16 protein-coding genes are annotated in these 14,108 nt (G+C 41.3%); 3 read left to right on the forward strand and 13 right to left on the reverse strand.

The genetic code is table 11. The features are described from left to right. The first annotated feature begins 3 nt into the window (after positions 1 to 3). Positions 4 to 2,208, forward strand: a complete 2,205-nt coding sequence (locus ACP2AF_RS13990) for a DUF5916 domain-containing protein (protein WP_425236774.1) — start codon at positions 4 to 6, stop codon at positions 2,206 to 2,208. A gap of 86 nt (positions 2,209 to 2,294) precedes the next feature. On the opposite strand, the gene ACP2AF_RS13995 is transcribed toward ACP2AF_RS13990, so the two are convergent. From ACP2AF_RS13995 to ACP2AF_RS14015, 5 genes are read right to left on the reverse strand one after another with little or no spacing between them, the layout of a single operon-like run. After that, positions 2,295 to 2,699 (reverse strand): Fur family transcriptional regulator, encoded by a 405-nt coding sequence (locus ACP2AF_RS13995; protein ID WP_425236775.1) that lies wholly within the window; start codon positions 2,697 to 2,699, stop codon positions 2,295 to 2,297. A 12-nt stretch (positions 2,700 to 2,711) separates the two neighbouring features. Continuing rightward, positions 2,712 to 3,149 carry a hypothetical protein gene (locus ACP2AF_RS14000; RefSeq protein WP_425236776.1) on the reverse strand — a complete coding sequence of 146 codons (438 nt, stop codon included), beginning with the start codon at positions 3,147 to 3,149 and terminating at the stop codon, positions 2,712 to 2,714. A 6-nt stretch (positions 3,150 to 3,155) separates the two neighbouring features. After that, positions 3,156 to 3,596: a hypothetical protein gene (locus ACP2AF_RS14005; protein WP_425236777.1), complete on the reverse strand. Its 441-nt coding sequence runs from the start codon at positions 3,594 to 3,596 to the stop codon at positions 3,156 to 3,158. Then, complete coding sequence (locus tag ACP2AF_RS14010; RefSeq protein ID WP_425236778.1) at positions 3,589 to 4,860, reverse strand: ABC transporter permease; 1,272 nt, start codon at positions 4,858 to 4,860, stop codon at positions 3,589 to 3,591. Before ACP2AF_RS14010 ends, ACP2AF_RS14005 begins: the two co-directional genes overlap by 8 nt. Continuing rightward, a complete protein-coding gene (locus tag ACP2AF_RS14015; RefSeq protein ID WP_425236779.1) occupies positions 4,857 to 5,483 on the reverse strand; it encodes an ATP-binding cassette domain-containing protein in 627 nt (208 codons plus the stop codon). Before ACP2AF_RS14015 ends, ACP2AF_RS14010 begins: the two co-directional genes overlap by 4 nt. 147 nt (positions 5,484 to 5,630) lie before the next feature. Between ACP2AF_RS14015 and ACP2AF_RS14020 the strand changes: the two genes are divergently transcribed. After that, the gene (locus tag ACP2AF_RS14020; protein ID WP_425236780.1) at positions 5,631 to 6,038 is read left to right on the forward strand and encodes a MerC domain-containing protein; all 408 of its coding nucleotides are present in this window, start codon (positions 5,631 to 5,633) and stop codon (positions 6,036 to 6,038) included. A gap of 558 nt (positions 6,039 to 6,596) precedes the next feature. Here the strand turns inward: ACP2AF_RS14020 and ACP2AF_RS14025 are convergent. The 3 genes from ACP2AF_RS14025 to mnmE form a co-directional block, all read right to left on the reverse strand. Continuing rightward, on the reverse strand, positions 6,597 to 6,905 hold the full coding sequence (locus ACP2AF_RS14025) for a type II toxin-antitoxin system RelE/ParE family toxin (protein WP_425236781.1): 309 nt from the start codon (positions 6,903 to 6,905) through the stop codon (positions 6,597 to 6,599). Further along, a complete protein-coding gene (locus ACP2AF_RS14030; protein ID WP_425236782.1) occupies positions 6,905 to 7,141 on the reverse strand; it encodes a type II toxin-antitoxin system ParD family antitoxin in 237 nt (78 codons plus the stop codon). Before ACP2AF_RS14030 ends, ACP2AF_RS14025 begins: the two co-directional genes overlap by 1 nt. Before the next feature lie 101 nt (positions 7,142 to 7,242). Then, positions 7,243 to 8,631 (reverse strand): tRNA uridine-5-carboxymethylaminomethyl(34) synthesis GTPase MnmE, encoded by a 1,389-nt coding sequence (gene mnmE, locus ACP2AF_RS14035; RefSeq protein ID WP_425236783.1) that lies wholly within the window; start codon positions 8,629 to 8,631, stop codon positions 7,243 to 7,245. A gap of 160 nt (positions 8,632 to 8,791) precedes the next feature. Here mnmE and ACP2AF_RS14040 point away from each other — a divergent pair, with 160 nt between their 5' ends. Further along, positions 8,792 to 9,157: a DUF4870 domain-containing protein gene (locus ACP2AF_RS14040; RefSeq protein WP_425236784.1), complete on the forward strand. Its 366-nt coding sequence runs from the start codon at positions 8,792 to 8,794 to the stop codon at positions 9,155 to 9,157. Between the two features lie 69 nt (positions 9,158 to 9,226). Here the strand turns inward: ACP2AF_RS14040 and dnaN are convergent, their stop codons facing one another. The 5 genes from dnaN to ACP2AF_RS14065 form a co-directional block, all read right to left on the reverse strand. Next, entirely contained in the window at positions 9,227 to 10,345 is a 1,119-nt protein-coding gene (gene dnaN, locus ACP2AF_RS14045; RefSeq protein ID WP_425236785.1) for a DNA polymerase III subunit beta, read from the reverse strand. 148 nt (positions 10,346 to 10,493) lie between these two features. Beyond that, positions 10,494 to 12,158, reverse strand: coding sequence for a gliding motility-associated ABC transporter substrate-binding protein GldG (gene gldG, locus ACP2AF_RS14050; protein ID WP_425236786.1), 1,665 nt, complete (start codon positions 12,156 to 12,158; stop codon positions 10,494 to 10,496). Next, entirely contained in the window at positions 12,158 to 12,889 is a 732-nt protein-coding gene (gldF, locus tag ACP2AF_RS14055) for a gliding motility-associated ABC transporter permease subunit GldF (protein ID WP_425236787.1), read from the reverse strand. The genes gldG and gldF overlap by 1 nt, the downstream gene beginning before the upstream one ends. A 4-nt stretch (positions 12,890 to 12,893) precedes the next feature. Further along, positions 12,894 to 13,190 carry a putative quinol monooxygenase gene (locus ACP2AF_RS14060; RefSeq protein ID WP_425236788.1) on the reverse strand — a complete coding sequence of 99 codons (297 nt, stop codon included), beginning with the start codon at positions 13,188 to 13,190 and terminating at the stop codon, positions 12,894 to 12,896. Beyond that, on the reverse strand, positions 13,191 to 14,021 hold the full coding sequence (locus ACP2AF_RS14065; protein WP_425236789.1) for an SAM hydrolase/SAM-dependent halogenase family protein: 831 nt from the start codon (positions 14,019 to 14,021) through the stop codon (positions 13,191 to 13,193). Between the last annotated feature and the right edge of the window lie 87 nt (positions 14,022 to 14,108).

The raw sequence follows: 14,108 nt of genomic DNA on the forward strand, positions 1-14,108 counted from the left end.
AATATGAGATTTTTTTACCTCGTTCCATTAGTTTTTTGTTCTGTGGCGGCTTTATCACAAGAGAACCAGAACTTCCCGCCGCCAGAGACACCTTTGACGATTAAGGCGGTTAAAGCAACAGGAGCTATTAAACTGGATGGAAAACTCTCCGAGACGGATTGGGAAAAAGTAGAAGTTACTTCTGATTTCTTTAGAACGGAACCCAGACAGGGCGGAAAGGTTAAATACAAAACTGAAGTTCGCTTTCTCTACGATGATAAAAACCTTTACATCGGGGCATTTTGTAAGGATTCCGTAGGAATACAGGGGGTAAGGATTCAGGACTTGCGTAGGGATTTCAGCTGGGGGGAAAATGATATTTTCGGTATAGCCCTTGATCCCCAAAATTTGAAACAATATGCCCAGGGTTTCCAAACAACTCCCTATGGAAACCAAAGGGATTTTCAGAATTTCAACGGTAATAATTTTGATACGGGATGGAATACCCTATGGCGGGTCAGAACACAACGAACCGATACCGGGTATACCGTTGAGATGGCCATTCCCTTTAAAAGTCTACGATACAACCTTCCGGAATCAGGCAATACCGTTGAATTGGGGTTTACTTTGGTACGCTATGCCCGAAGGGATATTGAGGTCTCAACTTTTCCGGCCATTCCCCAGTCGTTTACGCCCTATCGGATGACCTATGCGGCCAAACTTACGGGCATTGAGGCCCCGCCACCCTCCACCAATATTAGAGTGGATCCATATGCGTTATATCAATACGATGAAAATAAAGAAGGGACAGCGCTAATTGATAAATTGAACGAGCCAAAAATAGGCGCGGACGTGAAGTGGGCCATCGATCCAAAAACGGTACTGGACCTCACCGTAAACACCGATTTTGCCCAAGCCGATGTGGATTTGGCCGTGAACAACTTGGAACGTTTTAATATCTTTTTTCCTGAACGAAGACAGTTCTTTTTGGAAAATTCCGGTATTTGGGCCGGCGGTCTGCAACAATCCATCCGCCCCTTTTTTAGTCGACGAATTGGTCTCCAGGGTGAATTTAACGCTATACCCGCACCAATAGATGTAGGTGCACGTTTTACCCAACGAACCGAAAAAAGTGCATTGGCGGGGCTTTTTGTACGTCAACGGGAAACCGAAAACTCGGCCGGGGGTAACTTTGGGGTATTTCGATACTTAAAAAACTATGGTAGGGAGAATAATATAGGTCTTATGGTAACCCATAGGCTTGATGACAGCTACGCCGAACTGGATCTGGATAGCAATAACAATACTACCATTACGCTGGATGGACAAATACGTCCCAAGAGCCAATGGGATGTGCAGTACCTACTGTCCACCTCTATAGATGAGTTCACTGGCAATACTGGCTTTGCCGGACGTATCTTTGTCGGGAACGACTCTAACAAATATTACTACGGGTGGGTCACGGAATATACGGATGCCAACTATAACCCCAGAATGGGTTTTGTACGGCAAAATGATGTTATACGGCATAATCCCGGAGGATATTACATTTGGAGGCCCAAAAAAATCGATTGGATCAGAAGATGGGATCCGGGACTGTTCGTTAATTACAACCACGATGCCACCGACCCAAGTAGCTTTCAACAGGCCAATCTTTATATTTTCCCTGTATTCACTTGGTTTAAGGACAATAGTTTTTTGGAGATTTCCACCACCCCGACATGGCAGAATATCAATTTTGATTTTGCACCTTTGGGTCTGGAGATTGAACAGGGCCGATACTTCTATACCCGATATTTAATCCAGTACAATACGGACCAGTCCAAAAAATGGTCCGGTGATGTTGGCGTAGACCTTGGGGATTTTTACAACGGCACCCGGACTACCATTAATGCTGCGGCCCGTTTTGCACCCATTCCCCATGCCACACTTACGCTCAATTATGAACACAATGATATTAATGGAGTGGGTATAGAACAAGCAGATTTGGACACGGATCTGTATACGGCAAGCCTAAGGCTGGCCTTAAATCCCAGGGTGCAACTATCCACTTTTTATCAGTACAATAGTTTTAACGAACAAGGCAGATGGAACGTACGCTTTAGCTGGGAATATATGCCCTTATCTTTTATTTATCTGGTATTTAACGACACCCAGACCGATATTTTCGATCCCGTACAACAGAGCACACAATTCATTAGCAAGATTACTTTTTTAAAACAGTTCTGACCTAAGAACCACTATGATTTCTTGAAAAATTGGTTTCCACTTAGAAGAATGGATTGCTATTGCGATATTCATGCTTGTCGGCGCGTTCAGCAATTGGCACAAATCCCCTTGATAATGGTCTGCACTTGGTTTGTCTGGAACCCTTTTGGAACAATAGGTTGTATAGGGACCGATTCCTCCATACAATATACGGTTTCACAACATTCACATACAAAATGAGCATGTTCATTGCCTTTCATCGAAGATTCTCCAAACGCATATTTGGCCATTCCGGAATGGTCGTCTATGCGATGTATAATACCCGTTTGCTCAAAGCTTGCCAAGTTTCGGTACAAGGTAGACTTATCCAGTTCTTCCACAAATGCCGCTTGTAAATCGTTATAGGATTGTGCATGCTCCATATTTATGAAATGTTGGATCAGTGCTATGCGAATCTTGGTCTTTTTTAATCCTTTCTGTTTCAAGAGTCGTTCGTAGCCTTCTTTTTTCATCACTAGGTCGCTTTATTTGAAACTTATAGCATCGGCATTTTCAATCCGATAGTAACAGGCGTTCGGATTACTCTCGTTCAAATACAATATCCCTTCTACCGAGAGCAATTCGTCCATCACAAAGGATGGTTCTTCCACAAACGTTAAATCTAATACTGTTTCTGGTCCTCCATTACCACAGAAAAAACAGGAAGCCATTGGATTTTTGGAAAGGAGATATATGGATTGTTGACTATCCAAGATCAACAGATACCCCGTGATTACCACTTTTTTTCCTTCCAATGCCTTCATTTTAGGTGAAAAGTTTGCCTCTTGAAAACCTGGAAAGATATTTTCCGGTGAGGGTACTTCCCAAGAAATTCCCTCGGAGAGGTCGGACCAACCCAAAACAGTCTGTGCATTGGTATCCAACCCTATCCAGCAGCCTACTATGAAAAGAAATATTCGCATTTTATTTTAGTTCACCAATTGGCCTTCGGCCTCTTTCAGGATATAGTTGCAATGATCTACATTATTGGCATTCAATTGGAGTATTCCGGTGACGATCACTATTTGATCGGTCTTAAAAGATGGTTTTTCTTTAAAATCGACTTCAACAATGGTCTCCGGCCCGGCTGCTCCACAGAAAAAACAGGAGGCCATAGGGTTTTGAGATACCAAAAATATCTCACCGCTACCGGAAATATCCAAAAAATATCCTATAATGCTAACTTGCTTGCCCTGATAGGATTGTATCTTCTCACCAAACTTAGGCATCAAAAAGTTTACATCGTACTTCTCGTTATATACAGGTTCAAAACTGACATCGGCAAAATCTTCCCAGGTCAATTTTTCTTGTGCCTTGGTCAAAGAGCAGGAAAAAGTTACGAACAAAAATATTAAAATCGAATTACGCATCTGATAATGTTTTAGCTACGTTTAGTTTAAATATAGAGCGCGATGCCAACAAGGCCGACATAAGGGCTATAGCCATGGTAACGCCGAACAAGAATAGCTCCATCTTATCCGGTCCCGTGATTTGTAGCCCATAGCCATAGGAGTCTTGTGTATAGAGCGATACGGCCCAAATGCTGAAACGTCCCACAAACCACCCGGACAAAAAGCCAATGATAGCCAAAAGCAATCCTTCCAAAAGGGCCAACCTTAGCAATTGCCCCGTTCGCAACCCATAAATCCGGAGTAACGCAAGTTCTTGCCTTCTTTCACGAATAGTCTTTAAAAGGCTTATAAATATACTTAATCCTGAAACCAATAAGATAACCAAGGCAATACCATTTACCGTCTGCACCCCGGAACCTAACAGACCCATTAGTCGCTGAACCTCAAAACCTGGCAAGGCGGCCTGCATAGAGGTATTCTCATTGATGAATCTGGGTAATTGCACCATTCCTAAAGGGCTCTTGAACTTGACCAATAATGACGTTATCTCTTTTTCGGCGTCATGTTCCTCTAAAGTTTCAACTTCCTCTTCGTGATTGTCATCCTCTTCATGAGTGTCACCCTCTTTATGAGTGTCACCCTCTTCGTGATGTTCATCTTCCCCATGATCATGGACTTCCCAGATACTTTCGAGATTGGTAATCAGTAACTGGTCTACCACCGTTCCCGTTGATTTCAATATTCCAGTCACTACAAAAGGATGTTCCTCGTGGGCTTCACCACCCGAAGAAGCCAACCCATGGGAACTAACAAAGCTGTCTCCCATCTTAAGACCCAGCTTTTGGGCAACGGTATTCCCTGCTACCACTTCAAAAGACTTTTCATATAGTCTTCCTTCTGTTAACTGGGCATTGTAAAGGTCCAGATACCTAACCTCCGTACCCAAAATCCGATAGCCTTTATAGTTATCCCCGTAGGAAACAGGAATTGCAGTCTGGATAAAAGGATGCCTTTGGATGATAGCGACTTCGTTCAACTTAATATTTCCAGTGGGTACATCTATATGGAGTACCGAGGATAAAACAAGTTGCAAAGGGCTTCCCTTTGCACCCACCACCATATCAAAAGGGGCGATGTTTTTGTTCAACTGTCCGTCCAACTGCTTGCTTACCTGGATTACGAAAGTGACCAATGAAACGCTCAACAACAACAAGAGAAGGCTCAAAAAAAGATTGAGTGGTTTGGAAACCATATTTCTATAGGCAAGATAGCTGAGCTTCATAACATCACTCGGTTTTGAAAATGGGTCATTACCCGGAGGTCATGTGTAATGATCAAAAGGCTGCTTTTACAAATTTTGGCCTCTTCCTTGAGCAGGTCAATGACCTTTACACAGTTCACATCGTCCAAATTGGAAGTAGGTTCATCGGCCAGGATAATCTTAGGCCTGTGAATCAAACCCAACGCAATGGAAAGTCGCTGCTGTTGTCCTTGACTTAATCTCGTGACTTTCTCATTAAGATATGCCGTGAGTCCCAATCTTTCTGTAAGTTCATGTCTTCTTTTTGTATCGTTTGTGTTTTTGGGGAAACTTTGCCGCAATCTAAGATTATCCGAGACATTTAAGGATTTGATGAAATGATATTGTTGAAAAACCACACCAATGTGATTGCCCCTAAATTTGTCCATCTCCTTGCGGGTCAAGGAATTCAAATCCGTTCCGGCAACGGATATTGTACCGCGCAACGGCGGTAAAAGCCCCGCTAAAAGATATAAAAGGGTGGTCTTTCCCACACCAGATGGTCCAATCACCAGAAAGTGTTCCCCTGGAACGAGCTCAATATTTGGAAATTTGAGTTCCTCTCCATTTTCATAGGCGTATGCCAAATTGAGGGTTTTGACCATTTGAATGTTTTCACAAAAATATAAATAAAAATAAATGCAACTATGTTGCATTAAAAATTTGCCCTACATTTGCCAAAATTCAGGTTCCTTTGTTCTAAAAGCTGTCCAAGGGTATCCTTAAAAGGGAAAATTTAAACCTAATTATTAATGACTATAGCAAATGTAATCCATAAGTCGGATTGGATAGGGATTTTTGCCAGTGGTCTTTGTTTACTGCACTGTTTGGCCACACCATTTCTTTTTGTGGCTCATGCCAACATCGAGCTCTACGCGGAAGGCCATCCTGTTTGGTGGGATTTTATGGACGTTGCTTTTTTACTACTCTCTTTTCTTGCAGTTTACTGGTCGGCTAAAAATACATCAAAGAAATGGATTGTCTACACCTTTTGGATTCTATGGGGCTTGTTAACCATTATCATTGCAAATGAAAAATTGGCTTTTTGGCACCTGGCCGAGGAGGTCATTTATTTTCCTACTGCAGGCTTGATTTTGCTTCACTTCTATAACCGCCGCTACTGGCACGGTGAAGATTCAAATTGTTGTACCGATCATTAAAAAATCAAAGATAGGTTATGGATAAATCCCAAATAGAGGCCATTGTGGACCATTATGTTTCTGCGTCCATAAAAATCCAACGACTATCAACGGATGCTGGTGGGACAAGATTTTACAATTGATTCTTGTTGTAACATTACTTTTTACCTATTGTCTGCCTAGTTAGATTAAACTTATGAAGACAAGGTTCTAGGTTTCTCCAATATCTAACCTCCTTTACCAGATTGGGATAAGATAGCCTCTTTTTATTTCCCGATGCAATATTTTACAATGCCCATAAACAGTTGATTAGGGGCGTTCAAGGTGGAGAAATCGGTGAGAACTTTTGTTTTCTTTTGATAGGATTTTGTTTTACACAATTACTGATTTGGGTCTTCCATTGGATAGTGAATGCTCTCATATTCTTCAATAATATCTGAAACTTTAAGAAATTCTTTTGCAATGGGTCATCTATTGGGGTATTGTCATCAACTATGTTGATTAATTCTTCAAGACGCCTCGTTGCAGCTAGATATTGTTTTCTCGAAACGGCTCCCATAGTTTAAGCTTTCAACTTTGTCATTTAATAAATTTAGGAATATCTCTTCTACCATGAAGTATCCTAGCGACTAGAATATAGTCTTTTCTTATTTCATAGAAAACGATATGCTCTTGTTCAATAATACTGTGAATGCCTTTTTTAATTTCTTTTCGCTCTCTTCCAAGATTGGGGTCCTTCACCAAACGTTCAAACAGATTATCCAAATCAGATAAATATTTCACTGCCTGATTAAAAACATATTCAGCTTCTGTATATTCAAAGATTTCATCTAAATCCGCATCGGCCGCATAGGTTAATAAAAAGGATTTAAGTTCGTCGTTTGCCATCAAGCGGTTTTCCGTGATTTGCGTTTATCTTCGATAATGTCTTTTACCGACCGCTTGCTTATACCACTGTTTAGTCCCTTTTCAATCTCAGCCCTTAAATCAGCAATAACCTTTTCGCGATAAATCTCGTGCAATCGTAGTGCATCACGAATCACCTCACTGTTGTTCTGATATTCACCAGAGGCCACTTGCCTGGCAATGTATTTTTCCTGTTTTTCAGTAAAACTAATATTCATTTTTTTAAATTTTATTAGCATAAAGATACTTGCTTTAATGAAATTTAGCAAATATGGACATATTTCGACTATTCTATACGGTCTTGATAAGATGGTATCTATTACTTTCCGATGCAAAAATTTGCGAAGATGTTCCCCAATAGATCGTCCGAGGAAATCTCACCGGTTATTTCACCAAAGTGATACAAGGCTTGGCGGATGTCAATAGCCAATAAATCTCCTGAAATTCCATTTTCCATGCCCCACTGTACCTTCTCCACTTCTTCCAGTGCTTTTAGAAGTGCATTGTAATGACGGGAGTTGGTAACAATGGTATCATTGTTTCTTAGTGCCCCGGTATTTACAAATTCAAGCAGTTTGGATTTTAAGGCTTCAACGCCAGTGCTTTTTTTGGCGGATAACAAGAGCGCATCCCCGATTTCATTTTTAATTTGGTCAACACCTTCCGCATCCAGCAAATCCATTTTATTGGCCACAACAACCAAAGGCGTCCGGGGGTATTTGCTCTTTAATTTTTTAATCTCCGACTTAAAGCTTGTACCCTGTCCGTTGAATTTTACCGCTTCAATAAGATATAGGATTACCTGGGCCGCACCTATCTTTTCAAAAGTCCGCTGAATCCCCATACCTTCAACCACATCTTTGGTCTGCCGTATCCCGGCCGTATCGATAAAGCGAAAACCGATTCCGCCTATGCTGATTTCATCCTCAACGGTATCCCGAGTGGTGCCAGGAATCTCCGATACCAGTGCCCTATCTTCGTTTAATAGCGCATTTAGTAGGGTGGATTTACCCACATTCGGTTCCCCTACAATGGCCACCGGAATCCCATTTTTAATGACATTGCCCACCGCGAACGAATCGATCAGACGCTTCAGAACAAGCTGAATCCTGCTCAACAATTCCTTAAACTGATCCCTATCGGCAAATTCCACATCTTCCTCAGAAAAGTCCAATTCAAGTTCGATTAGTGAAGCAAAATTCAACAGCTCTTCCCGTAATTTTTGGATTTCATGGCTAAAACCACCGCGCATCTGTTGTATGGCGATTTGATGGCTGGCTTCATTCTCGGACGAAATAAGATCGGCCACGGCTTCTGCTTGGCTAAGATCCATTTTTCCGTTCAAAAAAGCCCGTAACGTAAATTCTCCTGCTTGGGCCATTCGGCAGCCCTTTCTAATAAACAACTGAATGATTTCCTGTTGGATATAGGGAGAGCCATGACAGGAAATCTCAATTACGTCTTCCCCGGTATAGGAATGTGGATTTTTAAATACGGATAGTAAGACTTCATCCAGCACTCTTTCCCCATCTACTATGTGTCCCAAATGGATGGTGTGACTCTTTTGCTCAGCTAGGTCTTTTCCCGAAACAGAGCGAAAGTGTTTTGCGGATAGGCCAATGGTTTCCATTCCCGAAATACGGATTACGGCAATGGCACCTGCCCCGGAAGGTGTCGCCAAAGCTATTATGGTGTCATCGGATAGCATTGGTTTAATTTCTTGCAAAAATAGTCAAAATGGAACAGGGGCTAGGTAAATTCAAAAGATTAGGTTCTCGTTCGGCCCATAGGTGCAACGGAGCACCAATTTTGTAACAAAAGTACATTTTGCGCGTCACATAGGTACATCAATCAAAAAATCTAAAAAAATGGAAATCGTAAATCAGAAAGCGGCCTTACGGAGTGATAATTCTTTACTGGCCATCACACATTTATCACAATTACTCACTTATGTCACCGGTTTTGGAGGACTAATCGTACCACTCTTCATTTGGTTGACTTCAAAGGATAAAGTCATTGGAATGGATGAACATGGAAAGGCCATCATCAATTTTCAATTAAGTATTATTCTCTTGATCATCATTAGCATTCCCGCTATCCTACTATTTGGATTGGGAATTCTATCACTCATTTTTATTGGAATAGTGAGTTTTGTTCTCCCTATAGTGAATGCCGTTAAGGCCAGCAACGGTGAATCTCCAAGCTATTTCATGACTTTTCGGTTTTTTTCGTGATATCATAAGGAAGGAAGTAAAAAGGCCCTTTGGAATTCCAAAGGGCCTTTTTTTAGATGTGGTCCTAAATTAGTTATTCAGCATTACCGGCATTACCAACATGGTTATGTTTTCTCCTTCGTCCAGGCCGTCTACCGGGGTAAGGATTCCGGCACGATTGGGCAGGCTCATTTCCAGGGATACATCATCCGAACCGAGACTGTTCAACATTTCGGTCAAAAAACGGGAATTAAAGCCTATTTGCATATCATCACCTTGATAGGAACAGGTAAGCCGTTCCTCGGCCTTATTACTGTAATCAATATCTTCTGCGGATATATTCAATTCGGCTCCGGCAATTTTTAGCCGTATCTGGTGTGTTGTCTTATTGGAAAATATGGAAACCCGACGGACGGAACTCAAAAATTGATTTCTGGAGATGGTCAGTTTATTGGGATTTTCCTTAGGTATTACCGCCTCGTAATTTGGATACTTTCCATCGATCAGCCTACATATCAGTTCTGTATCTTCAAAACTGAATTTGGCATTACTGTCATTGTATTCTATGGTTACCTCGGACTCGCTTCCGGCCAAAATTCCCTTCAAGAGATTTAACGGCTTTTTGGGCATAATGAATTCCGCTACTTGGGATGCGGATACATCGGAACGTTGGTACTTCACCAATTTATGGGCATCCGTGGCAACAAAAGTGAGGTTCTCCGATGAAAACTGAAAAAAAACGCCGCTCATTACAGGTCGTAAATCATCGTTTCCGGCAGCAAATATGGTCTTAGAAATTGCCGTGGCCAGAACATCGCCCATAACGATTGTGGAGCTTGGATTTGCCAGTTCTACTGCTTTTGGGAACTCAGCGCCATCCGCATATGCCAAGGCGTACTTGCCATGATTGGAACTTATCTCCACAGTATTGTTATCCTCAACAACAAAAGTTAAGGGCTGTTCCGGAAAAGTCTTTAGTGTTTCCAGTAGCAGTCGTGCCGGGACGGCTATAGTACCCTCGTTTTCCGAATCCACTTGTAGTACGGAACTCATGGTGGTTTCCAAGTCGGAAGCGGAGATTGTTAATTCATTTTGCTTTAGATCAAAAAGAAAATTATCCAAGATGGGCAGGGTATTGCTATTATTGATTACTCCGCCCAACACCTGTAGGTGCTTTAAGAGATAAGTGCTGGATACTATAAATTTCATTCGCTGTTTTTTTACTTTTAGACCACTGACTTTACGATATGTTATAGAAATTGTTCCCTATCCTATTTGAACGGGGCAACTATGGACCAATGGCAATCAAACAAAGATATTTTAAATGTATTTTTTACCGAAACAAACTTATCAACAGCTAGGAGGCATATTTTCGTTTCCTCCAGTAGTTGAAAACAAAGCCGAAAATTAGCGTCAGCAGTATGGGAACACCTATATTTATTAGCTGCCATTTCATTTTTTCCTCTGCTATTTTTTGAGTGTTTAAAAAAGGAATGGCTACTTTTTTGTTGCGGATGTTTATAAGTCCGGTATCCTCCAACAGGTAATTGAAGGCGTTCACCAAAAATTCCTTGTTGCCATAAAAATTATTGGTCCATTTATCATAACCCAATTCAAGGGGCCTTCCATTTTGCAGTTGGTTTTTTATAACATCACCATCGGCAATGACGAGCATTTTATTTTCATTTCCTTGTTCCAGGGTTCCTTCAAGTTTAATTGGTTTTACGCGGTCGGTAAAGGCTGATTTGAATTTCCCTTCGATTAAGACGGCCAATGCCTTGTTTCCATTGGTATACAAATCCTTGTCCGGAGGGGTGTTCAAAATATCCAGGCGAATCTGTTTGGGTGTGCCCTCTATTTTGGAAAGGGGCGAACTACTATAGAGTATAGTTTTGGTATTGGAGTTGGCCAACGTATCCATGGCGTTTGAAAATTGAAATCGCAAGGCTTCCAAATTAGTAGTGATAGGATGGTCGTTTTGGGAGAATACCATGGGATTATAGTACCAGGGAACTGGCTCGTATTGGGAATTATTGCCTTCTCCGCTAGCCAAAACAATCTGCGTAAAATACAGGTCATTGACCAGGACAGGATTTATACGGACACCATAGTTAAAGAAAAAATCGTTTAGGTTTAAATCCCTGGGTAGGGCCATGGCCGTGCCTTTTTCATTGAAAAGACTATCCAGTTCCATGGCTACCTGATCAATCAACCAAACCGATTTTCCGCCATTTACAATAAACTGATCCAGGATGTATTTTTCTTCATCGGAAAAGGCTTCCGTAGGTTTTGCGATTAATGCTAGATCATATTGTTTAAGGTCATCCAGTGTCTTTTGCGGATCGGGTGCAACCGAATCTAGGGTAATGGCTCCAAGATTGTAGTAGTCCCGGATAGTGGATAGGAAATCTGCAATAAAGATGTCCTCCAGTTCCCCGTTTCCTTTAATGACGGCTATCCGTTTCTTTTCCTTTAGCGCAATCTTGGTAAAGGCATCCGCAAAGGCGTATTCCAAATGTTGTACCGAATTGTTAATACGATCTTCGGCGGTGGCACCTAACTTATTTTTTAGAAGGGGCACTTTTACCGTGGCATTTCTATAATTCACCATGGCCCAAGGAAAAACAATGTCCTGGGAAACGGATGTGTTGTCCTCTGTGGTGACCCGTGTGGGGGTAAGCCCAAGGGATTGAAGGTCGGTTATGACACCATCAATTTGCCCTTCCCCTTCCAGCGGATTTACGAAGTTAAATTTTAGATTGGGGTTTACTTCCGCAAATTCCTCCAAAATGGATCTTGTTTCGGTCTTTAACCTCAAAAATTCGGGGGTAAGATTTCCTTCCAAAAGAATATCAATGATGACCGGGCTTTTAAAACCGCTTACGGCATTTATCGAGGGGCCGGATAGGGTGTATCTTTCGTCCTCCGTGAAATCCCAACGGGTATAGAAAAAACTGGAAAGAATGTTTACGACTATCAACAGGATAGCCCCTTTTATAATGGATGTAGCACTCTTGCCCATTATCGCTTTCCGTACTTAAGTTGAACTACGACCCATAGTAAAAAGAATCCCGCAACGCTTATGAAATAAATGAAATCCCTACTATCCAGGACTCCCCTGGCCACACCTTCAAAATGGGATTTCATGCCCAATTCCCTGATAAATAGCCCCAGTTTACCGTTCGGGAATACAGTGGCGAGAGCTTCAAAACCATAATACATTAAGAAACACAATACGGTTGAAAGAATAAAGGCGATAATCTGATTTTCGGTCAAGACCGAAGTAAACAAGCCAATGGCATTGTAAACGGCCGCCAAAAACAGAAGGCCCATATATGATCCATAAATCAATCCCATATCCAGATTTCCGATGGTAACACCCAGTTGTGAAATTGTATACACATAGAAGAAGGTGGGTAGTAAAATGGCCAATACCAAAACAAAGGTTCCAAGAAATTTTCCCATAACCAGTTGCCAATGGGTTATCGGTTTAATGAGTTGCAGTTCCAATGTTCCCAATTTCTTTTCTTCTGAGAAACTTCGCATAGTCAGGGCCGGAATTAAGAACAAGAATATCCAAGGTGCCAAAAGAAAAAAGTTTCCTAAATCCGCAAAACCATATTCAAAAATATTGAAAGGGCCCTTGAATACCCATAGGAAAAGACCATTGAGCAAAAAGAACAATCCAATGACCATATAACCTATGGGAGAGGTAAAGAAAGATTGTATTTCTCTTTTAAAAATTGCCAACATATACCTAGTTTACCATATTCTTTTTGGAGATACTCCAAGCTTCCGGCCTTGCGTCAAAAAGGATCTTGGTCTTGCTCCAGGTTTCCCTAAAAAGATCAGATTTTCTATAGTCCTCCAAATATTTGGTATTTTCCCAGTGACTGTAGGTGAAAAATATAGTGGGATTGTCGATATCCTGATAGAGTTCCAATAGTGAACAACCTTTAAAACTCTGTATTTTTTGTTGGGTCTCGGCAAAAATCCGTTCAAAACTAGCAATATTTTCCTTTTTGAAAGTCAATTTTACAATACGTACCAACATTTAGAGAAAATTAATGGTTACGGTATCCCTATAGTCCAATCCCAATAGGGTAGAAGCTCCGCCTACCGTGCTTAGGTTACTTTTATAAATGGCCAGCTCAATATAGCCTGAAGAATTGAAAATGGCCAGCAGGTCTCCAGCGCCTTTGCGCCTGTTTTTGTCAAGCTCAAAATTTATGATGTCACTATAATTTTCATGTATTTCCTTTAATCTTGTTGTTCTTGCCTGTATTTCAAAATCCCTTCCTTTCCTATAACCCAAAAAAAACTTTTCGTGGATGTTCGTAACAACGTTCCCATAGTTGTCAATATAAATAACGCTACCGGTAATTCTTTTGCCATCCTCACTTGTTCTTGGCGAAAAATCCCTTAGTTCCTTGAGTTGATCAAACGGTTTACCCACTACCTCCAAGGTTCCTCCCCGTGCAATATGGCAAGCCACTTGGACCAAAATATCCCGGGTAGGAAAAGGCCCTGAAGTTATATTCGGCAAATGTATTTCCACTGCTTTTTCGGGTTTCATCTCGGAAGTGATAAGACCGATAACCCCAGTGTTGGCGGTTATAAAATAGTGCCCGTCCACCAAAACGGCAATGTGTTGATTTTCCTGTGTAGGTTCTGCGTCTACCCCAACAATATGTATGCTCCCTTCTGGAAAATGTTTATATGAATTCTCTAAGATATAGGCGCACTCATGAATATTGAAAGGGCTTATCTGGTGCGAAATATCAACAATTTGAGCATCGGGAAGCTCCTTATAGATGGCACCTTTTAATGTGCCGGAAAAATGGTCTTTTAGTCCAAAATCTGTAGTAAGGGTAATGATTGCCATGCAGCAATGTTGATATGTTTTTGGTTATGCAAACTGAAATTTTACTTAAGTTTGTTGAACAAAATTAAACAAAAAAACAGCCTAGCG

Source organism: Ulvibacterium sp. (genome assembly GCF_965248315.1).
Classification (GTDB): domain Bacteria; phylum Bacteroidota; class Bacteroidia; order Flavobacteriales; family Flavobacteriaceae; genus Ulvibacterium.